The following is an 18,055-nucleotide window of genomic DNA, read 5'->3' as shown; positions in this document are numbered from 1 at the left end:
AGACACCATAACACTCTGTAAATTATGGTGTTTTCATACGATGCTAAGACAATGTAGTTATAATTACGGGAACAAAGTTTTTCAGGTCGGCTAAACTTATCATAGTCTGGAGTGACACCAAGTCTGCTTACATTTATTGTGGGCTTTATGACTTACGTTTTCACTGCATATAATGGATAATGGCCGGGAAACTGAGAGACCCGACTCTTTTAATCTTTCAAGGAGCAAAGAATGTTAATTCTGACTCGTCGAGTTGGTGAGACCCTCATGATTGGCGATGAGGTCACGGTCACAGTGCTGGGGGTTAAAGGCAACCAGGTTCGTATTGGTGTTAATGCTCCCAAAGAGGTGTCTGTACACCGCGAAGAAATCTACCAGCGTATCCAGGCAGAGAAGTCTCAACAGACGACTTACTGATTTCTGAGTAGCGTCTCGTGTTACTGCGAGACGCTCTTGCTCCCCTAGTGACTTACTTTCCCCCGAACTTTCCTCTGTTTCTTCCAATCATTTTTTCCTGGTGTGCAAACTTTTGCGCCATCTAACCCTATGTTTGCTTGTTGATAAAACACTCTTTTTGTCGTGAAATCACGCATGTTGCCTGTGATTTGTGCAAATGAGCATGAGTTGGGAAAAATTGTTTGACTTATAAGTCGGGGAAAGTAATATGTGCGCCACGCAGTGCCGATGAGCTTCTCTAAAGCAAGTTAGGCACAATTCGCAAGAAGCGTATGGTGAGGTGGCCGAGAGGCTGAAGGCGCTCCCCTGCTAAGGGAGTATGCGGTCAAAAGCTGCATCCGGGGTTCGAATCCCCGCCTCACCGCCATTTGCATCCATAGCTCAGCTGGATAGAGTACTCGGCTACGAACCGAGCGGTCGGAGGTTCGAATCCTCCTGGATGCACCATATTTAGCCATATGGTAAAGCGATTGAAGTTGTACCATAAGGCATCAAAAAGAATTCCTGTGCATCCATAGCTCAGCTGGATAGAGTACTCGGCTACGAACCGAGCGGTCGGAGGTTCGAATCCTCCTGGATGCACCATTCTTCAAGTGAAGTTTCACGGAATGAAACAAATTCGCTGTAACAATTAGATCGCATCCATAGCTCAGCTGGATAGAGTACTCGGCTACGAACCGAGCGGTCGGAGGTTCGAATCCTCCTGGTTGCACCATTATTAAACGCATTTGCCACCAAGCATTTATTATCAGGCGTATGCGAGCTAGAAGGTCGTTCGAAGGAGGATAACGTTGCTTTAGCAACGGCCCTAAGGGCGAGGCATAGCCGAGTCATCCTCCTGGTTGCACCATCTAAGAAAAACCCGCTTCGGCGGGTTTTTCGCTTTTATCTCCTGCTATTCCCTGTCAGTACCGCACTTTCCGTCATGTTCAAGCAGCGACAACCTTTCGGCTTTACGCTAAAGTGGTTTTCTTTCTTCAACGAGCATGGAGTTAAGATGTACGATCGCTACCAGGGTCTGATCTTCGACATGGATGGTACGATTCTGGATACCGAATCGACGCATCGCGAGGCGTGGCATGAAGTGTTGGCACGCTACGGCATGAAGTTCGATGAGGCGGCAATGGTGGCGCTGAATGGCTCGCCAACGTGGCGTATCGCTCAGACGATTATTGTTGCGCACCAGGCCGATCTTGCTCCCCACCATCTTGCGGCAGAGAAAACCCGAGCGGTAGAAGCCATGCTGCTGGATAGCGTTCGCCCATTGCCGTTGATTGAGGTGGTAAAATCCTATCATGGACGCCGCCCAATGGCGGTGGGAACCGGCAGCGAGCACCGTATGGCGGAGATGCTTTTACGTCATTTAGGGCTGTTTAACTGTTTTGATGCCATTGTCGGTGCTGACGACGTACAGCGTCACAAGCCGGAGCCAGATACGTTTCTGCGTTGCGCTGAGTTGATTGGCGTGCCGCCAGAGCAGTGCGTGGTATTTGAAGATGCCGATTTTGGTATTCAGGCTGCAAAGCGTGCCAATATGGCCGTGGTCGACGTCCGTACATTGTGAGTAGTACGCTGGCTATTATGTCATTGTTTGGCAGCAGCTTTCTCAGTGCGACGCTGTTGCCTGGCAATTCGGAGATCCTGTTGGTGGCTTTGCTGACCAACAGCAGTGTTTCACCAAGTCTATTGGTGCTGGTTGCCACCTTGGGTAATACCCTGGGTGGATTGACCAACGTGATTATTGGGCGCCTGTTACCGGCGTTGAAACCGCAGCGGGGGCTGGAAACGGCGCTCGGTTGGTTAAAACGCTTCGGCCCGGCTGCGCTGTTGCTCAGTTGGGTGCCGGTAGTGGGCGATTTGTTGTGCGTGTTGGCAGGCTGGCTGCGCATGCCATGGGGCTCTGTTACGCTATTTCTGTGTGTTGGAAAAGCGTTGCGTTACATCATATTAACTATGATTACGCTACAGGGAATCGCCTGGTGGCATTAGCCAAGTGAATATCACTCAGTATTCACTTGGTGGCAGATGCAGTATGCTGACAAGTTATCGTTTTTAGCAGCGGGAGGTCAATTTGATCCCGGACGTATCACAGGCGCTTTCCTGGTTGGAAGCCCACCCTCATGCATTAAAAGGGATCCGGCGTGGTATTGAGCGCGAGACTCTGCGGGTTACCGCTGATGGCACGCTCGCCAAGACCGGTCATCCAGAACAACTGGGGGCGGCATTAACGCACCATTGGATTACCACAGACTTTGCCGAGGCGCTGTTAGAGTTTATTACGCCGGTTGATGACGACATCGATCACCTGCTGACGTTCTTGCGTGACATTCATCGTCATGTAGCACGGAATCTGGATGATGAGCGCATGTGGCCGCTGAGTATGCCGTGTTTCATCGAGGCCGAGCAGGATATTGAGCTGGCACAGTTTGGTTCGTCAAACATCGGTCGCATGAAAACGCTGTATCGTGAAGGCCTGAAGAATCGCTATGGCGCGTTGATGCAGACTATTTCCGGTGTGCACTATAATTTCTCCCTGCCGCTGGAGTTCTGGCAGGCATGGGCAGGGGTTGAAGACGCCGAAAGCGGTAAAGAGCAGATCTCGGCGGGATATTTCCGGCTGATCCGCAACTATTACCGTTTTGGCTGGGTGATTCCGTATCTGTTTGGTGCTTCCCCGGCAATTTGTTCCTCGTTCCTGAAAGGGCGAGAAACCGCGCTGCCGTTTGAGCGCAATGCGCAGGGCATGTGCTATTTGCCGTATGCCACTTCGTTGCGCTTGAGCGATCTCGGCTATACCAATAAGTCGCAGAGTAACCTGGGGATTACCTTCAACGATCTGCAAAGCTACGTTAAGGGGTTGAAGCGAGCGATCGCGACGCCTTCTGAAGAGTATGCCAAGCTGGGAGTGAAAGACGGCGATCGCTATCTGCAACTTAACAGCAACGTATTGCAGATAGAGAACGAGCTTTACGCCCCGATCCGGCCAAAGCGCGTCACCAATAGCGGTGAAACGCCTTCAGACGCGCTGCTACGCGGCGGTATCGAATATATCGAAGTCCGTTCGCTGGACATCAACCCGTTCTCACCGATTGGTGTGGATGCCGTACAGGCTCGTTTCCTGGACCTGTTCCTGGTGTGGTGCGTATTGGCCGATGCGCCGGAGATGAGCAGCGATGAACTGCTGTGTACCCGTAAAAACTGGAACCGCGTGATTCTGGAAGGGCGTAAGCCGGGGCAAACTATTGGTATCGGTTGTGATGATACCCGCAAGCCCTTGGATAAAGTCGGTAAGGCGTTGTTTGACGATCTGCGGCGTGTTGCGGAAGTGCTGGATAGTGAGGCGGGTAATCATCAGTATCAGCAGGTTTGTGATGAGCTGGTTGCCGCATTCGACGATCCTGAACTCACCTTCTCTGCCCGTATCCTGAAGGCGATGAAAGCCGGGGGAATCGGCCGTGTTGGCCTTGATCTGGCGGAGCAATACCGCAAGATGCTGATGGAAGAACCGCTGGAACTGTTGACCGAAGAGCAGTTGGCTCAGGAACAGCAGGCATCATGGCAGCGTCAGCATGAGCTGGAAGCCAGTGATACATTGAGCTTTGATGAATTCCTGAAGGCCAACGGCGGGAGCTGAAAAAGAAAAGGCCACATCAATGTGGCCAAATATACATCTCTGATAACAGAGATGATGATGATAACAAATGCGCGTCTTTCATATACTCAGACTCGCTGGGTTGGAAAAGGTTTCCTCGAGTAGGAAAAAAGTTTCGAAATAAATGCTATTTATGAGGAGTTGACGACATGCCACTGTTGGATAGTTTTACCGTAGACCATACCCGCATGGCAGCTCCGGCTGTCCGCGTTGCTAAAACCATGAAAACTCCTCATGGCGATACCATCACCGTATTCGATCTGCGCTTCTGTCGCCCGAATCTGGAAGTGATGCCGGAACGTGGGATTCATACGCTTGAGCACCTGTTTGCCGGTTTTATGCGCGACCATCTGAATGGTAACGGCGTGGAGATTATCGACATCTCGCCAATGGGTTGCCGCACTGGGTTCTACATGAGCCTGATTGGTGTGCCAGAAGAGCAGCGCGTTGCCGATGCCTGGCAAGCGGCAATGGCTGACGTGCTGAAAGTGACTGACCAGCGTAAAATCCCTGAACTCAATGAATTCCAATGTGGCACTTACCACATGCATTCATTGGAAGAAGCACAGGAGATTGCCAAGCATATTCTCGATCATGGCGTGGTCGTGAACCATAACGACGAATTGGCACTGCCGAAAGAGAAACTGCAGGAACTGCATATTTAGTTCTGCCAGTATTCAGCGATAAAAAAAGACGCGAAACTGCGTCTTTTTTTTATATCAAAGAGTAATCAATGATTCTGCACGCTGGCCTGCAACGATTTTATCGGCGTGACGCGTACCTGTTTGATCATGTTTTCCTGCACGTCGAGGATATCAATATCATAATGGCCAATGCGTACCCGTTTGCCGATGTCCGGGATCTCTTCCAACTCTTCCAGCAACATACCATTGATGGTACGGGCTTCCGTGGCGGGCAAGTTCCAGTTGAAGGCTTTATTTAACTCACGCACGTTGGCCGTGCCGTCAATCAATACCGAACCGTCGCTTTGTGGATTCACTTCTTCTGCCAGGGTCGGAGACATTGAGGTGGTGAAGTCGCCAACGATCTCTTCAAGAATATCCTCCACCGTGACCAAGCCCTGAATATCGCCGTATTCATCGACCACAATGCCGACTTTCTCTTTGTTACGCTGGAATTTCACCAGTTGCACATTGAGCGGCGTGCCTTCCGGCACGAAGTAAATTTCATCGGCGGCGCGCAGCAGGTTTTCTTTGTTGAACTCTTTTTTCTCGGTCATCAGGCGGTAGGCTTCACGCACGCGCAGCATACCGATGGAGTCGTCCAGCGAGTCGCGGTACAGCACGATGCGGCCATGCGGGGAGTGGGTTAGCTGACGCATGATCGACTTCCAGTCATCATTCACATCAATACCGACGATCTCGTTGCGCGGCACCATAATGTCGTCCACCGTCACTTTTTCCAGGTCCAGTACCGAAATCAGCATGTCCTGATTGCGGCGTGAAATCTGTGACTGGGATTCATTGACGATGGTTCGCAGTTCATCTTGGCTCAAGGCACCGCTGATACGTACATTGGTGCGAATGCCGAAAATACGCAATAGCAGGGTAGTGATGCCGTTTAGCAGCCACACCAGCGGAAACATAATCTTTTGCAGAGGAGTCAGCAGGAAGCTGCTGGGGAACGCGATGCGTTCAGGATGGAGTGCGGCAAAGGTCTTCGGTAACACTTCGGCGAACAGCAGAATGATAAAAGTGAGTATCCCGGTGGCGATGGCGACACCAATATCGCCATACAGGCGCATACCGACGATAGTCGCCAGTGCGGAGGCCAGAATATTGACCAAGTTATTACCGATTAATACCAGGCCAATCAGGCGATCTGGCTTTTGTAGCAGTTTCTCCACCCGACGCGCGCCCCGATTGCCCTGCTTGGACAAATGGCGCAGGCGATAGCGGTTGAGCGTCATCATGCCGGTTTCGGAAGCTGAAAAATAAGCGGAGACCACAATCATAATCACCAGAATGAGGATGAGGGCCCCTGTCGAAACATGCTCCAACGCGGTATTCCTTATGCATAGGGAAAGAAGGCCTCACCGGAATGAGGGGGCACTAGAGAGTATTCTAGCGCACCATCACTTCCTGGATCAGGCGGCTGCCGAAATAGGCCAGCGTAAGAAGAAAGGCACCTGCAAAGCTGAACCAGACCACGCGGCGGCCACGCCAGCCTTCGTGATAGTGGCCCCACAGCAGGACGATGTAGACAAACCAGGCCATGATGGACAGCACGGCTTTATGCACGTTCTCTTTGCTGAACAGGTTATCCATGTAAAGCAGGCCGGTACACAGCGTCAGCGTTAGCAGCACAACACCGATCTGGGTGATGTGGAACATCTTGCGCTCAATACTCATCAGCGGTGGCATATCGGCGCTGAAACTGAGCTTTTTGTTCTTCAACAGATAATCCAGCCAGGCCAATTGCAGGGCGTAAAGTGCCGCAATCATCAGCGTAGCGTAAGAGAACAGCGCCAGGCCAATATGCACCATCAGTTCCGGGCTGGCTTCCAGATGGGTAATAAACTCACCCGGCACAAAGCTGGCCAAGGCCAGATTGATAATCGCAAAGCTGTAAATAATCGGCAGCAGGAACCAGCCGCGATCGCGCGAGGCCACAAAGGTCATCACCGAACAGATAATCAGGCTGACAACCGAACCAATGTTCAACAGGCTGAGATTTTGCCCGGTGTTGACATCAAAAATGCGTTGCTGGAGCGCGATGGCATGGCAGATCAGTGCCACTACGGCCGAAACGATAGCCAGCCGACGGTAAGCGCTATTCTTCCGCAGCAAACTGGGAATAATCAGTCCAAGGCTGAGCAGGTAGGCGATCAAAGCCACAATGGAGAAAACTGGCATAGCGTTATTTAGCATCGGCATGGTTAATTGGAATGCCAGTATAGCGTTGAGCGCGCTTCACTCCAACTGATCTCCAACGCTGAGGCAGAGATCGTGTTTGCTTCGTGTTATAATCGCCGCAATTGTGTCGCCACTGCGGCCTGACTCTTACGTTGAGCATGAGACGATGTTTGAAAATTTAACCGATCGATTGTCGCGCACCCTGCGCAATATCAGCGGCCGTGGGCGGCTGACCGAAGATAATATTAAAGACACCCTGCGCGAAGTGCGTATGGCACTGCTGGAAGCGGACGTTGCGTTGCCGGTGGTGCGTGACTTCATCAGCCGCGTCAAAGAGAGCGCGGTTGGTCATGAAGTGAACAAAAGCCTGACGCCGGGCCAAGAGTTCGTCAAGATCGTCAAGAACGAACTGATTGCCGCGATGGGCGAAGTGAACACTGAGCTGAACCTGGCGGCGCAGCCACCGGCCGTGGTGCTGATGGCGGGCCTGCAAGGTGCCGGTAAAACCACCAGCGTGGCTAAGCTCGGCAAGTTCCTGAAAGAAAAACAGAAGAAAAAAGTGCTGGTGGTTTCTGCCGACGTCTATCGTCCAGCGGCGATCCGGCAGTTGGAAACGCTGGCAGAAGGCGTGGGCATCGATTTCTTCCCGTCTGATGTGCAAGAAAAACCGATCGATATCGTTAACCGTGCGTTGCAACACGCCAAGCTGAAGTTTTACGACGTTCTGATCGTCGATACCGCTGGCCGTTTACACGTTGACGAAGCGATGATGGACGAAATCAAACAGGTGCACGCGGCGATCAAGCCGGTGGAAACCCTGTTTGTGGTCGATGCCATGACCGGTCAGGATGCTGCCAACACCGCCAAAGCGTTCAATGAAGCGCTGCCGCTGACTGGGGTCGTGCTGACCAAAGTCGATGGTGACGCGCGCGGCGGTGCGGCGTTGTCTATTCGCCATATCACCGGCAAGCCGATCAAATTCCTCGGCGTGGGTGAAAAAACCGACGCGCTGGAGCCGTTCCACCCCGACCGCGTGGCTTCACGTATTCTCGGCATGGGCGATGTGCTGTCGCTGATCGAGGATATTGAAAGCAAAGTTGACCGTGCGCAGGCCGAAAAACTGGCTAACAAGCTGAAGAAGGGTGACGGTTTCGATCTGACCGATTTCCTGGAGCAGTTGAAGCAGATGCGCAACATGGGCGGTATGGCCAGCATGCTGAGCAAGCTGCCGGGTGCCGGGCAACTGCCAGACAACGTGAAATCGCAGATGGACGATAAAGTTCTGGTGCGGATGGAGGCGATCATCAACTCCATGACGCTGAAAGAGCGCGCCAAGCCTGAAATTATCAAGGGCTCGCGCAAACGCCGTATCGCGATGGGTTCTGGCATGCAGGTGCAGGATGTTAACCGCTTGCTGAAACAGTTCGACGATATGCAGCGCATGATGAAAAAGATGAAGAAAGGCGGTATGGCGAAGATGATGCGTGGCATGAAAGGTATGATGCCGCCGGGCTTCCCAGGCCGCTAAAGCCGTTTGCATCTGTGGATGTGAACGCGTTCAACGATTTGCCGTTCGCGGTAAAAACCGCCTGAAAGTATCATGGCTGCAAAAACGAATTCTTGGCAATCGACGCTTTAGATTGCTTTTTGCGCCAAAATGAGTAAAATTTTCGGGCTTTTTATATTGCAACCGGGCCCCGTTCCCTCAATGGGGCCCGGCTGTTTTATTAACTAAAGAGGATGTTATGGTAACAATTCGTTTGGCACGTGGCGGCGCTAAAAAGCGTCCGTTCTATCAAGTAGTAGTGACCGACAGCCGCAATGCTCGTGATGGTCGTTTCATCGAGCGCGTAGGCTTTTTCAACCCGATCGCATCTGGTCAGGCTGAAGCACTGCGTCTGGACCTGGATCGCATTGAGCACTGGCAAGGTCTGGGTGCAACGGTTTCTGATCGCGTTTCTGCGCTGATCAAAGAAGCCAAGAAAGCAGCTTAATCTGTCGCGGTGGTGGCAATGAGCAAGCAACTCAAACCGGTAGCACCGATCGCGCCGATTGTACTCGGTAAAATGGGGTCTACTTACGGCATTCGTGGTTGGCTCAGAGTGTTTTCATCCACCGAAAATGCCGAAAGCATATTTGACTATCAGCCCTGGTTTATCCAGTTGGCAGGTAAGTGGCAGCTTGTCGAGTTGGAAGACTGGAAGCGCCACAGTCAGGATCTGATCATCAAAGTTAAAGGCATTGACGATCGGGATGCGGCGAATTTACTGACCAATTGCGAGATTGTGGTAGATTCCGAGCAGTTGCCTCCGCTGGAAGGCGATGATTATTACTGGAAAGACCTGATGGGCTGCCAGGTAATCACCACTTCTGGATACGAACTGGGTAAAGTCGTCGATATGATGGAAACCGGTTCAAACGACGTGATGGTCGTGCGGGCAAACCTGAAAGATGCATTTGGCATGAAGGAGCGGTTGGTCCCGTTTCTTCATGGGCAGGTTATCAAGAAAGTCGATCTCGCTGCCAAGATTATTGAGGCGGAGTGGGATCCTGGTTTTTGACCTCCGGATTCAGCGGTCGAAGCAAGTGGAATAACAAGATGGGGATTGGCTGGTGTTCATTGGTATTGTAAGCCTGTTTCCTGAGATGTTCCGCGCAATCACCGATTACGGGGTGACTGGCCGGGCAGTAAAAAATGGCCTGCTGAGCGTGCAGTGTTGGAGTCCACGTGACTTCACCTACGACCGGCATCGTACCGTGGACGAGCGCCCTTACGGCGGTGGACCGGGAATGTTGATGATGGTGCAACCTTTGCGGGAAGCCATTCATGCAGCAAAAGCAGCGGCAGGCGAGGGAGCAAAGGTGATTTATCTGTCACCTCAGGGGCGCAAGCTGGATCAAACCGGTGTGCGCGAACTGGCGGCTAACCAGAAGATGATTCTGGTGTGTGGTCGCTACGAAGGGGTTGATGAGCGTGTGATCCAAACCGAAATTGACGAAGAATGGTCAATCGGCGATTACGTTCTCAGCGGTGGGGAACTGCCGGCAATGACCCTGATTGATTCAGTCGCCCGTTTTATACCGGGTGTGCTGGGCCATCAGGCTTCAGCAGAAGAGGACTCTTTTGTTGATGGATTGCTGGACTGCCCACACTACACCCGCCCCGAGGTATTGGAAGGGATGGAGGTTCCGCCAGTTTTACTGTCGGGCAACCATGCCGAGATACGTCGCTGGCGCTTAAAGCAGTCGCTGGGCCGTACCTGGCTTAGAAGACCTGAACTTCTAGAAAGCCTAGCTCTGACTGACGAGCAAGCGGTGTTGCTGGCTGAGTTCCAACGGGAACATCAGGCCAAGTAACAGGACTATGAAGGGAACGTCTGACACAGACGGGACCGATATATCAGTTTACCTAGGGTAAGAGACATATTATGAGCAACATTATTAAGCAAATTGAACAAGAGCAGATGAAGCAAGACGTACCTGCATTCCGTCCGGGTGATTCCGTGGAAGTTAAGGTATGGGTCGTTGAAGGTAGCAAAAAACGTCTGCAGGCATTCGAGGGCGTGGTTATCGCTATCCGTAACCGCGGTCTGCACTCTGCATTCACTGTTCGTAAGATTTCCAACGGCGAAGGTGTTGAGCGTGTATTCCAGACTCATTCCCCAGTAATCGACAGCATTACTGTTAAGCGTCGTGGTGCCGTTCGTCAAGCCAAACTGTACTACCTGCGTGAGCGTACTGGTAAGTCTGCTCGTATCAAAGAGCGTCTGAACCGCGTTAACTAAGGTTACATCCGAAAGTTAATAGCTATCAGGGGCTTACCGTTATGGTAAGCCCCTTTTTTATGCAAAAAAACGGGTTACTGCCAAATCGTGTTTGCCAATGGAAACGCACGTGGTCAGTCGCAGAGAAAACCTATTACAGTGCGGCTGCGGCGCGCTGCTTGCCTTTTTCCGGATGCGGTTGCGCCGGAATGATATCACCAGGTTTTACAATGACACGGGCTACCGATTCATGGGTGGCAAATGTGCAACTGCAATTAATGTTCTGGCATTGGTGATAACGTTCTTTAGTCGACTCAGTCAAATAACGACTGGAGCGAGTGTGTGCCACGCTGCCACACAGTGGACAATGCATCATAGAAACCCCCTCTTGATAAAACGCTATTGAGCTAAACCACACTCAAGAAAAAATACCGATGTCCCCTAACGATCTATTCTTGCTGGTCATGGTTGCTGTATATGCATACAGTATTAAGCTAATTGCTAAAGTCGTCAAGTGGGATATGATTTTTTTTAGCAGAATGTGTAATGCAGCGTGGTAAGTATAAAAAAAGCCCATTAATGATGGGCTTAGAAGAGAGAGGCTGGAAGGCGAGAGAATTACAGACCGTAAACCAGCGTGACGGAAGTGGTGGTATCCGTGTTCTTTGGTGCTGATGCTGGCGGCTTACTGTTGTAAGTCACGGTGTAAGCCAAGCGCAAAGAGAAATCGTTGTTGATTGAGACGTTCAGCGCGGTTTCTGAGTTGATGGTGGTTTCATCGTTAGCCAGCGCGGATAAACCTTCTGAGAAACGGGCATTGTCCGTCAGCCGGTAAGAATAGTTAGCTGCGCCGTAGGCCAGAGCACGAGTAGAGCGACCACCACCGCGATATTCATCATGGCGAACCCCAGGGCCGAATTCTACACGCAGGTCATGAAGTGGGCCGTTGAAGATCTGGCGACCATAACCCCCAGTCACGGTAGTACGCGAATTATAACCGTTGAAGCGATCGTTCAACCAACCGGCCTGACCAAACATATAGTTACGGCTGGTCAGATTCTGACGGGTACGGCCACTTGCCTGATATCTTTCTGAGGAGCGCACATTGGAAGACGTACTATTGTTCGCTGCCCCCCACAGGCTGTAAGCGGCATCGCTGTTAAACCAGGTCATGGTGGTGTTGGCTAACAGCGTGGAGTTCTGCGAGTTGCCAGACTGGGCGTTATAACCCGCCTGAATATTCCCATCAAACGGCTTCTTGGCGGTCGACGGATCGTCCATCGCGGTGAAGAGGGTGTTGTCGGCAAGGGCGGGGATACTGGTGAAAGCGGTCAAGCAGCTGAAATACAGCGGAATGGCGCGACGCGCGCGTAAAGAGAGCATTTTGGATCCAGTTGTTAAGAGTGATAATAAGTGATAGCTGTCACATTATATCGGTTCGTCACTGCGACAAAAATAGCCTCGATTAGCTTAAGTTTTTAATTTTCATTCGCTACTTATTCATTTTTCTTCTACTGCATTTTCTGGCATTAGTAGCATAAAGTGCTTGTTAACCTTAATGTTGAACAGGGTATTGAGACGGGCTTGGTTGTACGGCAACGACAGCGGCCCGTTGCCGTACAGGGGGGTTACAAGAAGGTGGTCACCAAAATATAACCGGTGATGCAGGAACTCAGTACACCGATCAATCCAGGAATAATAAAGCTGTGGTTGATGATAAATTTGCCGATCCGCGTTGTCCCTGAGCGGTCAAAACCAATACAAGCCAAATCGCTAGGGTAAGTTGGCAATACAAAGTAACCGTAAGCCGCTGGGAAGAAGGCCAGCAACATTTTTGGGTCAACGCCTAATTGCAACGCCATAGGGGCAATCGCGGTCAGAGCAGCGGCTTGGCTGTTAACCAGCTTAGAAACCAGGAACAGAACGATCGCGTAGGTCCAGGGTTGGCTTTTGACGACATCTTCCAGCAGCAGCTTTAAATCGCCCATATGCGCCTGGAAGAAGGTATCACTCATCCAGGCCACGCCGAATACCGAGAATATCGCCACCATCCCGGCCTTAAACACGGCACCGTTAGCAATGTCACCCGGTTTCACTTTGCAGCCCATCAGGATCACAGCACCGGCAATCAGCATCATCATCTGGATGACCAGATTCATTGACAGCGGCTTCAGCGCCCCTTTTGCATCAGCAAATGAAGGGCGCATATCGGCAAAAGCCCCCAACAGCACTACGATAGCGATAGCGGCGAAGAAAATGGCGGTGGACCAATAAGCCTGTTTCGGGAATTTTTGGTTGAGCAGCGTTTCGGTACTGCCATAGATGTAAGCGCGTTGTTCTGGGTCCTGAATTTTTGCCTGGAATTCCGGGTCTTTATCCAGATCTTTACCACGGCGCAGGCTCCACAAGGCTGCCATCAGTACCCCCACCAGCGATGCTGGGATGGAGACCGCAAGAATTTCAACCAGCGTATAGGCTTTACCGATGCCATGACCGGCCGCGATGATCGAAACCAATGAGACAACCGCCACGGAAACCGGTGACGCGGTAATGGCCATTTGCGAAGCGACGGAGGCTACGGCCATCGGGCGTTCTGGGCGGATCCCTTTTTTAATAGCGATGTCGGAGATAATCGGGAACATGGTGTAAACCACGTGCCCGGTACCGCACAGAAAGGTTAGCGTCCAGGTGGTAAACGGAGCTAGCAGCGTAATGTGTTGTGGATGACGGCGCAGCAGTCGTTCGGCATATTGCATCATAACGTTCAGGCCACCTGCGGTTTGCAACACCGAGGCACAGCCGATGACCGCCAGAATAGTCAGCATGACATCAACAGGAGGTTTTCCAGGCTCAAGCCCGAATATAAAGCACAACAGGAATAAACCAATGCCGCTAATTAAGCCCAGCCCCATACCACCAAATCGGGTGCCGACTAATAAGCAGAGAATAATAATCGCAAATTCCAGAGTTATCATGAGTGTCCCTTGTGAGAAATGAAAAACTGCTAATGGTTATCACCCCTTAAGGCAGATGAGGCGGGCTCTGTCTGTGCAGATTACCTCTTAAGAGGTGCAAACGATTTGCAGTCATGATTATTTATTTAGCAGGGGATAACTGTGAGATTAAGCAATGTTTATTCAATACTTGTTTTAAATTTTCAGGAATTAATGGAAATGAATAATGATTGAAAATCAATTGCCAGTTAATTGTAGGGTAATTGTTTTTAGTTGTTTAATTTATTGGCCGCTTTATGTTGCTACTGATGCTGATTGCTTTTTACGCAGAGGATTTGCTGCAAGGCGTGATGCTTTTTCAACGAATCTGGATCTCACAAGTGTGTAAATATTTTTGTACGTAAATTGTTTGCATTTCTGAAGTTATTGACTCCATTTTACAAGCTGATGAACTGTGAAAACTCAGCGTGACTTAGTTTTATCCTTATTTATCAATTTATTAAATTTGTCTGTGGATGGTTTTTGGTCTGCTTTATTAAGGTTTTTTATGGCGGTAATTTTTTATTTACAGTAAATGGATTGAAATCTTTACATGGCATGGTAATGTAGGCGCTATAACGCTTAATGTTCTATCAACGCTCACGTATAACGGCACAAGACAGGAATAGCATCATGCAAAAAGACGCGCTCAACAACGTACATATCAGTGCAGAACAGGTTCTGATTACCCCGGAAGAGCTGAAAAACCAACACCCGCTCAGTGCTCGTGACGAGAATGAAATCTCGGCTGCGCGCCAAACTATTGCCAACATTCTGAAAGGGCAGGATCACCGTCTGTTGGTGGTGTGCGGGCCTTGTTCGATCCATGATCCGGATGCGGCTCTGGATTACGCGCGTCGTTTGCAAACCCTGTCGGCTGAATTGAGCGATCAGCTATATATCGTTATGCGTGTCTATTTTGAAAAGCCAAGAACCACGGTCGGCTGGAAAGGTTTGATCAACGATCCGCATATGGATGGAACCTTTGATGTTGAAGCTGGTTTACACATCGCGCGTCGCCTGCTGCTGGATCTGGTGGGCATGGGCTTGCCGTTGGCCACCGAAGCGTTGGATCCTAACAGCCCACAATATTTAGGCGATCTGTTCAGTTGGTCGGCGATCGGCGCGCGTACTACGGAATCCCAGACGCACCGCGAGATGGCCTCCGGTCTTTCAATGCCGGTCGGCTTCAAAAATGGCACCGACGGTAGCCTGGGTACGGCGATCAACGCTATGCGTGCGGCTTCGATGCAACACCGCTTCGTCGGGATCAATCAGGCTGGGCAGGTGTGCTTGCTGCAAACTCAGGGCAACCCAGACGGCCACGTGATCCTGCGCGGAGGCAAGACGCCAAACTACAGCGCGGAACACGTTGCTGCTTGCGAAAAACAGATGCAGGATGCAGGACTCCAGCCGTCCTTGATGATAGATTGCAGCCATGGCAACTCAAATAAAGACTATCGCCGTCAGCCAGCCGTTGCCGAATCCGTCGTTGAGCAGATCAAAGCGGGTAACCGTTCGATCACCGGTATTATGCTGGAGAGCAATCTGCATGAAGGGAATCAGTCGTCTGAGCAACCGCGTGCAGAAATGCATTACGGTGTTTCAGTGACCGATGCCTGCATCAACTGGGAAAGCACGGAAACCCTGCTGCGCCAAATGCATCAGGAGCTCGGCGCGGTGCTGATGGCTCGCACTGGAGAATAGTGAGTTATGGTGGCTGAACTGACCGCATTACGCGATCAAATTGACGAAGTAGATAAAGCATTGCTGGGCCTGTTGGCAAAGCGTCTGGAACTGGTCGCGGAAGTGGGGGAAGTCAAAAGCCACTACGGTTTACCGGTCTACGTACCTGAGCGTGAGGCGGCGATGCTGGCCTCACGCCGTAAAGAGGCTGAAGGCCTTGGCGTGCCGCCGGACTTGATTGAGGATGTGCTGCGTCGGGTGATGCGTGAATCCTACACCAGTGAGAACGACAAAGGTTTTAAAACGCTATGCCCGCAATTGCGTCCGATTGTCATTATCGGCGGCAATGGCCAGATGGGGCGTTTGTTTAACCGCCTGCTGACTTTATCCGGTTATCAGGTGAAGGTGTTGGATCAGGAAGATTGGCCGCAGGCCGATACCTTGCTGGCAGATGCCGGCATGGTGATTGTCAGCGTGCCTATCCACGTCACAGAACAGGTGATCGACCAGTTACCACCACTGCCGGAAGACTGCATTTTGGTCGATTTGGCGTCGGTCAAAAACCGGCCGCTGCAAGCGATGCTGGCGGCTCACGGTGGGCCAGTGCTTGGGCTTCACCCGATGTTTGGCCCCGATGTTGGCAGCGTTGCCAAGCAAGTGGTGGTGTATTGCGATGGGCGCCAACCTGAAGCCTATCAGTGGCTGCTGGAACAATTGCAGGTCTGGGGCGCGCGGTTGCACCGCATCAGTGCCGTTGAGCACGACCAGAACATGGCTTTTATCCAGGCATTGCGACATTTCGCGACCTTTGCCTATGGCTTGCATCTGGCAGAAGAGAACGTCCAACTGGAACAACTGCTGGCGCTGTCTTCACCGATCTACCGGCTGGAGCTGGCGATGGTGGGCCGGTTGTTTGCCCAGGATCCACAGCTGTATGCAGATATCATTATGTCTTCGGACGAAAATATTCATCTGATCAAACGCTATTATCAGCGTTTTGGTGAGGCGATTCAGTTGCTGGAGCATGGCGATAAACAGGCGTTTATCCAAAGCTTCCAGAAAGTGGAACACTGGTTTGGTGATTATGCTCAGCGTTTCCTAGTGGAGAGCCGCTCGTTGTTGCGCCAGGCGAATGACAGCCGCCAATAATGATTATGCTGCTTGATTGATAAGAGGTTCGGCATTGTCGAACCTCTTTTTTTGGCATCAAGATGGGTTTACCGGCACCACATTTTCGCTCGGATAGCACCCCAGCACCTTCAGTGAACGGGTAATCGGGGTCAGATCTTTCAACGCTTTCTGCATGGATTCAGAACGCAGGTTGGCCTGCACATCAATATAGAACATCTCTTCCCACGGATTGCCATTGATCGGGCGTGATTCCAGCTTGGTCATGATGATGTCGTTGTCACGCAACACCAATAACGCTTCTACCAGCGCACCTGACTGTTGGCCGGTGGCCATAATCAGCGTGGTTTTGGCCGGAACCTGCTCAGAGACTTCGATCGCTTTGCGTGCCAGCACGATGAAACGGGTGATGTTCTGCTGCTGGTTAGCCAGATTATGCTCAAGTACTTGCAGGTGGTAGAGCGCACCACCGGCTTCACTGCCCAATGCCGCAGCCTTTGGCGAATTTAGCTCGGCCACTTTTTCCATGGCGGCGGCGGTGCTTTCGCAATACTCAATTTTCCAGTGTGGATAACGATTAATAAACTGGCTGCACTGCTGGAAAGGTTGTGGATGGCTGTAAACGATCTCGATCTGGTTCAGGTCGGTTTGGCTCGCGACCAGCACGCAGTGATCGATCGGCAACGTAAGCTCACCGACGATCGACAGGCTGGTATGTTGCAGCAGGTCATACACGTCGTTGATTGAACCGGAACTGGTGTTTTCGATTGGCAGAATGGCGTAATCCGCCTGGCCGGTTTCAACCTGAGTAAAAATATCCTGGAATTTCTGGCAGCCACATTCGATCAACTGATCGAAATGGCGGGCACTGTATTGGCGCGCCGCGAGATGCGAATAGGAGCCTTTTGGGCCAAGGAAGGCAATGCGCGCAGAGTGCTGGCTGATTTGGTTAAGCTGATGCTGCAACAGTGTCTGCTGGGTCAGCACGGAGTCTTCAATGATCAACTGGAACAGGCGGGTGACATAGAAACCGTCTAGATCATAAGGTTTGGCAGCGCTAATCAGCGCATCCAGCAGATCGCGTTCACGCTCTTTATCGCGAATCGGCCGGTGTGAGAGCAGCTTGGTTTTGCCCACTTCTACCGCCAGCTCACGGCGTTCTGCCAGCAGCGCCAGCAGTTTCAGGTCCAGTGCGCTGATGCGTTCGCGCAGTACGAGTAACGGGTTATCAGTCATAATCAGCCTTATCTTGTGTTCTTATAATCGTTAAATAGCCATAAAAAAAGCCCCCTGTTTTCAGGAGGCTTGGTTGTTCGTCTTCGCATTCTTTATCACACGACGAAACGCCTCCCAATCAGGGGAAGGTAAAAAAGAATGCGAAGAAAAACGGTTTACGAGTCATGGGTGTCCAAAAGTATGTGTAAGCAGGTTAAGGTAACCGCAGGCTTTTCTCTGTGTCAATAAAAACCCGCAGTGAAAAAACGCGCCCGAGGGCGCGTT

The 18,055-nt window shown here is 51.3% G+C and carries 20 protein-coding genes, 4 tRNA genes and 1 other annotated feature; of the genes, 17 read left to right on the top strand and 7 right to left on the bottom strand.

The window, feature by feature from the left end:
- Positions 1 to 231 precede the first annotated feature (231 nt).
- The 9 genes from csrA (at position 232) to luxS (ending at position 4,773) form a co-directional block, all read left to right on the top strand.
- Positions 232 to 417 (top strand): carbon storage regulator CsrA, encoded by a 186-nt coding sequence (csrA, locus tag AC2A1E_RS06175; RefSeq protein WP_004091602.1) that lies wholly within the window; start codon positions 232 to 234, stop codon positions 415 to 417.
- A 313-nt stretch (positions 418 to 730) separates the two neighbouring features.
- Positions 731 to 823, top strand: a tRNA-Ser gene (locus AC2A1E_RS06170).
- Between the two features lie 3 nt (positions 824 to 826).
- Positions 827 to 903: transfer RNA gene (locus AC2A1E_RS06165), tRNA-Arg, on the top strand.
- Positions 904 to 964: 61 nt separating this feature from the next.
- Positions 965 to 1,041, top strand: a tRNA-Arg gene (locus tag AC2A1E_RS06160).
- Positions 1,042 to 1,094: 53 nt separating this feature from the next.
- Positions 1,095 to 1,171 (top strand) — tRNA-Arg (locus AC2A1E_RS06155).
- 282 nt (positions 1,172 to 1,453) lie between these two features.
- Entirely contained in the window at positions 1,454 to 2,020 is a 567-nt protein-coding gene (yqaB, locus tag AC2A1E_RS06150; protein WP_484383029.1) for a fructose-1-phosphate/6-phosphogluconate phosphatase, read from the top strand.
- Complete coding sequence (locus AC2A1E_RS06145) at positions 2,017 to 2,445, top strand: YqaA family protein (protein WP_337261219.1); 429 nt, start codon at positions 2,017 to 2,019, stop codon at positions 2,443 to 2,445. Before yqaB ends, AC2A1E_RS06145 begins: the two co-directional genes overlap by 4 nt.
- A gap of 82 nt (positions 2,446 to 2,527) precedes the next feature.
- Positions 2,528 to 4,090, top strand: a complete 1,563-nt coding sequence (gshA, locus tag AC2A1E_RS06140; RefSeq protein ID WP_484383028.1) for a glutamate--cysteine ligase — start codon at positions 2,528 to 2,530, stop codon at positions 4,088 to 4,090.
- A 167-nt stretch (positions 4,091 to 4,257) separates the two neighbouring features.
- Complete coding sequence (gene luxS, locus AC2A1E_RS06135; protein ID WP_459401409.1) at positions 4,258 to 4,773, top strand: S-ribosylhomocysteine lyase; 516 nt, start codon at positions 4,258 to 4,260, stop codon at positions 4,771 to 4,773.
- A 65-nt stretch (positions 4,774 to 4,838) separates the two neighbouring features.
- Here the strand turns inward: luxS and AC2A1E_RS06130 are convergent, their stop codons facing one another.
- Both AC2A1E_RS06130 and AC2A1E_RS06125 read right to left on the bottom strand, forming a co-directional pair.
- On the bottom strand, positions 4,839 to 6,128 hold the full coding sequence (locus AC2A1E_RS06130; RefSeq protein ID WP_484383027.1) for an HlyC/CorC family transporter: 1,290 nt from the start codon (positions 6,126 to 6,128) through the stop codon (positions 4,839 to 4,841).
- Between the two features lie 64 nt (positions 6,129 to 6,192).
- Positions 6,193 to 6,984 carry a cytochrome C assembly family protein gene (locus AC2A1E_RS06125; protein ID WP_484383127.1) on the bottom strand — a complete coding sequence of 264 codons (792 nt, stop codon included), beginning with the start codon at positions 6,982 to 6,984 and terminating at the stop codon, positions 6,193 to 6,195.
- A 166-nt stretch (positions 6,985 to 7,150) separates the two neighbouring features.
- On the opposite strand from AC2A1E_RS06125, the gene ffh reads away from it, so the two are divergent.
- From ffh to rplS, 5 genes are all read left to right on the top strand, one after another.
- Complete coding sequence (gene ffh / locus AC2A1E_RS06120; RefSeq protein WP_473188492.1) at positions 7,151 to 8,512, top strand: signal recognition particle protein; 1,362 nt, start codon at positions 7,151 to 7,153, stop codon at positions 8,510 to 8,512.
- A 217-nt stretch (positions 8,513 to 8,729) separates the two neighbouring features.
- Positions 8,730 to 8,978: a 30S ribosomal protein S16 gene (gene rpsP / locus AC2A1E_RS06115; protein ID WP_037404063.1), complete on the top strand. Its 249-nt coding sequence runs from the start codon at positions 8,730 to 8,732 to the stop codon at positions 8,976 to 8,978.
- 18 nt (positions 8,979 to 8,996) lie between these two features.
- Complete coding sequence (rimM, locus tag AC2A1E_RS06110; RefSeq protein ID WP_484383026.1) at positions 8,997 to 9,545, top strand: ribosome maturation factor RimM; 549 nt, start codon at positions 8,997 to 8,999, stop codon at positions 9,543 to 9,545.
- Between the two features lie 52 nt (positions 9,546 to 9,597).
- Positions 9,598 to 10,341 carry a tRNA (guanosine(37)-N1)-methyltransferase TrmD gene (trmD, locus tag AC2A1E_RS06105; RefSeq protein ID WP_459401413.1) on the top strand — a complete coding sequence of 248 codons (744 nt, stop codon included), beginning with the start codon at positions 9,598 to 9,600 and terminating at the stop codon, positions 10,339 to 10,341.
- 71 nt (positions 10,342 to 10,412) lie between these two features.
- Complete coding sequence (gene rplS / locus AC2A1E_RS06100) at positions 10,413 to 10,769, top strand: 50S ribosomal protein L19 (protein ID WP_004712521.1); 357 nt, start codon at positions 10,413 to 10,415, stop codon at positions 10,767 to 10,769.
- Positions 10,770 to 10,902: 133 nt separating this feature from the next.
- Here rplS and AC2A1E_RS06095 read toward each other — a convergent pair whose 3' ends face one another.
- The 3 genes from AC2A1E_RS06095 to AC2A1E_RS06085 all read right to left on the bottom strand — a co-directional run bounded on the left by AC2A1E_RS06095 (position 10,903) and on the right by AC2A1E_RS06085 (position 13,723).
- Positions 10,903 to 11,124 (bottom strand): DNA-binding transcriptional regulator, encoded by a 222-nt coding sequence (locus AC2A1E_RS06095; protein WP_473188489.1) that lies wholly within the window; start codon positions 11,122 to 11,124, stop codon positions 10,903 to 10,905.
- 242 nt (positions 11,125 to 11,366) lie between these two features.
- The gene (locus tag AC2A1E_RS06090; RefSeq protein WP_459401415.1) at positions 11,367 to 12,131 is read right to left on the bottom strand and encodes a DUF481 domain-containing protein; all 765 of its coding nucleotides are present in this window, start codon (positions 12,129 to 12,131) and stop codon (positions 11,367 to 11,369) included.
- A 245-nt stretch (positions 12,132 to 12,376) separates the two neighbouring features.
- The gene (locus AC2A1E_RS06085; protein WP_484383025.1) at positions 12,377 to 13,723 is read right to left on the bottom strand and encodes an anaerobic C4-dicarboxylate transporter; all 1,347 of its coding nucleotides are present in this window, start codon (positions 13,721 to 13,723) and stop codon (positions 12,377 to 12,379) included.
- A gap of 205 nt (positions 13,724 to 13,928) precedes the next feature.
- On the opposite strand from AC2A1E_RS06085, the gene AC2A1E_RS06080 reads away from it, so the two are divergent.
- The 3 genes from AC2A1E_RS06080 (at position 13,929) to tyrA (ending at position 16,576) form a co-directional block, all read left to right on the top strand.
- Positions 13,929 to 14,090 carry a hypothetical protein gene (locus AC2A1E_RS06080; RefSeq protein WP_484383024.1) on the top strand — a complete coding sequence of 54 codons (162 nt, stop codon included), beginning with the start codon at positions 13,929 to 13,931 and terminating at the stop codon, positions 14,088 to 14,090.
- Between the two features lie 284 nt (positions 14,091 to 14,374).
- Positions 14,375 to 15,448: a 3-deoxy-7-phosphoheptulonate synthase gene (locus AC2A1E_RS06075; RefSeq protein WP_484383023.1), complete on the top strand. Its 1,074-nt coding sequence runs from the start codon at positions 14,375 to 14,377 to the stop codon at positions 15,446 to 15,448.
- A gap of 6 nt (positions 15,449 to 15,454) precedes the next feature.
- Positions 15,455 to 16,576 carry a bifunctional chorismate mutase/prephenate dehydrogenase gene (tyrA, locus tag AC2A1E_RS06070; protein ID WP_484383022.1) on the top strand — a complete coding sequence of 374 codons (1,122 nt, stop codon included), beginning with the start codon at positions 15,455 to 15,457 and terminating at the stop codon, positions 16,574 to 16,576.
- A 57-nt stretch (positions 16,577 to 16,633) separates the two neighbouring features.
- On the opposite strand, the gene pheA is transcribed toward tyrA, so the two are convergent.
- Positions 16,634 to 17,791: a bifunctional chorismate mutase/prephenate dehydratase gene (gene pheA, locus AC2A1E_RS06065; protein ID WP_484383021.1), complete on the bottom strand. Its 1,158-nt coding sequence runs from the start codon at positions 17,789 to 17,791 to the stop codon at positions 16,634 to 16,636.
- Positions 17,792 to 17,831: 40 nt separating this feature from the next.
- Positions 17,832 to 17,958: a sequence feature (Phe leader region), on the bottom strand.
- Positions 17,910 to 17,957 (bottom strand): hypothetical protein, encoded by a 48-nt coding sequence (locus AC2A1E_RS06060; protein ID WP_197062210.1) that lies wholly within the window; start codon positions 17,955 to 17,957, stop codon positions 17,910 to 17,912. Its footprint overlaps the feature before it by 48 nt.
- Positions 17,959 to 18,055: the final 97 nt, after the last annotated feature.

This window comes from Serratia sp. HNCC26DJ206, from assembly GCF_057180605.1.
Note: the sequence above shows the minus strand (reverse complement) of the source record. Positions and strands in the feature narration are given on the sequence as shown.

What these genes read in the sequence shown, in the direction of transcription:
- csrA (WP_004091602.1), top strand. Translation starts at nt 232, where the DNA reads ATGTTAATTCTGACTCGTCGAGTTGGTGAGACCCTCATGATTGGCGAT.
- yqaB (WP_484383029.1), top strand. Translation starts at nt 1,454, where the DNA reads ATGTACGATCGCTACCAGGGTCTGATCTTCGACATGGATGGTACGATT.
- luxS (WP_459401409.1), top strand. Translation starts at nt 4,258, where the DNA reads ATGCCACTGTTGGATAGTTTTACCGTAGACCATACCCGCATGGCAGCT.
- AC2A1E_RS06125 (WP_484383127.1), bottom strand. Translation starts at nt 6,984, where the DNA reads ATGCCAGTTTTCTCCATTGTGGCTTTGATCGCCTACCTGCTCAGCCTT.
- ffh (WP_473188492.1), top strand. Translation starts at nt 7,151, where the DNA reads ATGTTTGAAAATTTAACCGATCGATTGTCGCGCACCCTGCGCAATATC.
- rpsP (WP_037404063.1), top strand. Translation starts at nt 8,730, where the DNA reads ATGGTAACAATTCGTTTGGCACGTGGCGGCGCTAAAAAGCGTCCGTTC.
- rimM (WP_484383026.1), top strand. Translation starts at nt 8,997, where the DNA reads ATGAGCAAGCAACTCAAACCGGTAGCACCGATCGCGCCGATTGTACTC.
- rplS (WP_004712521.1), top strand. Translation starts at nt 10,413, where the DNA reads ATGAGCAACATTATTAAGCAAATTGAACAAGAGCAGATGAAGCAAGAC.
- AC2A1E_RS06095 (WP_473188489.1), bottom strand. Translation starts at nt 11,124, where the DNA reads ATGATGCATTGTCCACTGTGTGGCAGCGTGGCACACACTCGCTCCAGT.
- AC2A1E_RS06090 (WP_459401415.1), bottom strand. Translation starts at nt 12,131, where the DNA reads ATGCTCTCTTTACGCGCGCGTCGCGCCATTCCGCTGTATTTCAGCTGC.
- AC2A1E_RS06085 (WP_484383025.1), bottom strand. Translation starts at nt 13,723, where the DNA reads ATGATAACTCTGGAATTTGCGATTATTATTCTCTGCTTATTAGTCGGC.
- AC2A1E_RS06080 (WP_484383024.1), top strand. Translation starts at nt 13,929, where the DNA reads ATGATTGAAAATCAATTGCCAGTTAATTGTAGGGTAATTGTTTTTAGT.
- AC2A1E_RS06075 (WP_484383023.1), top strand. Translation starts at nt 14,375, where the DNA reads ATGCAAAAAGACGCGCTCAACAACGTACATATCAGTGCAGAACAGGTT.
- tyrA (WP_484383022.1), top strand. Translation starts at nt 15,455, where the DNA reads ATGGTGGCTGAACTGACCGCATTACGCGATCAAATTGACGAAGTAGAT.
- pheA (WP_484383021.1), bottom strand. Translation starts at nt 17,791, where the DNA reads ATGACTGATAACCCGTTACTCGTACTGCGCGAACGCATCAGCGCACTG.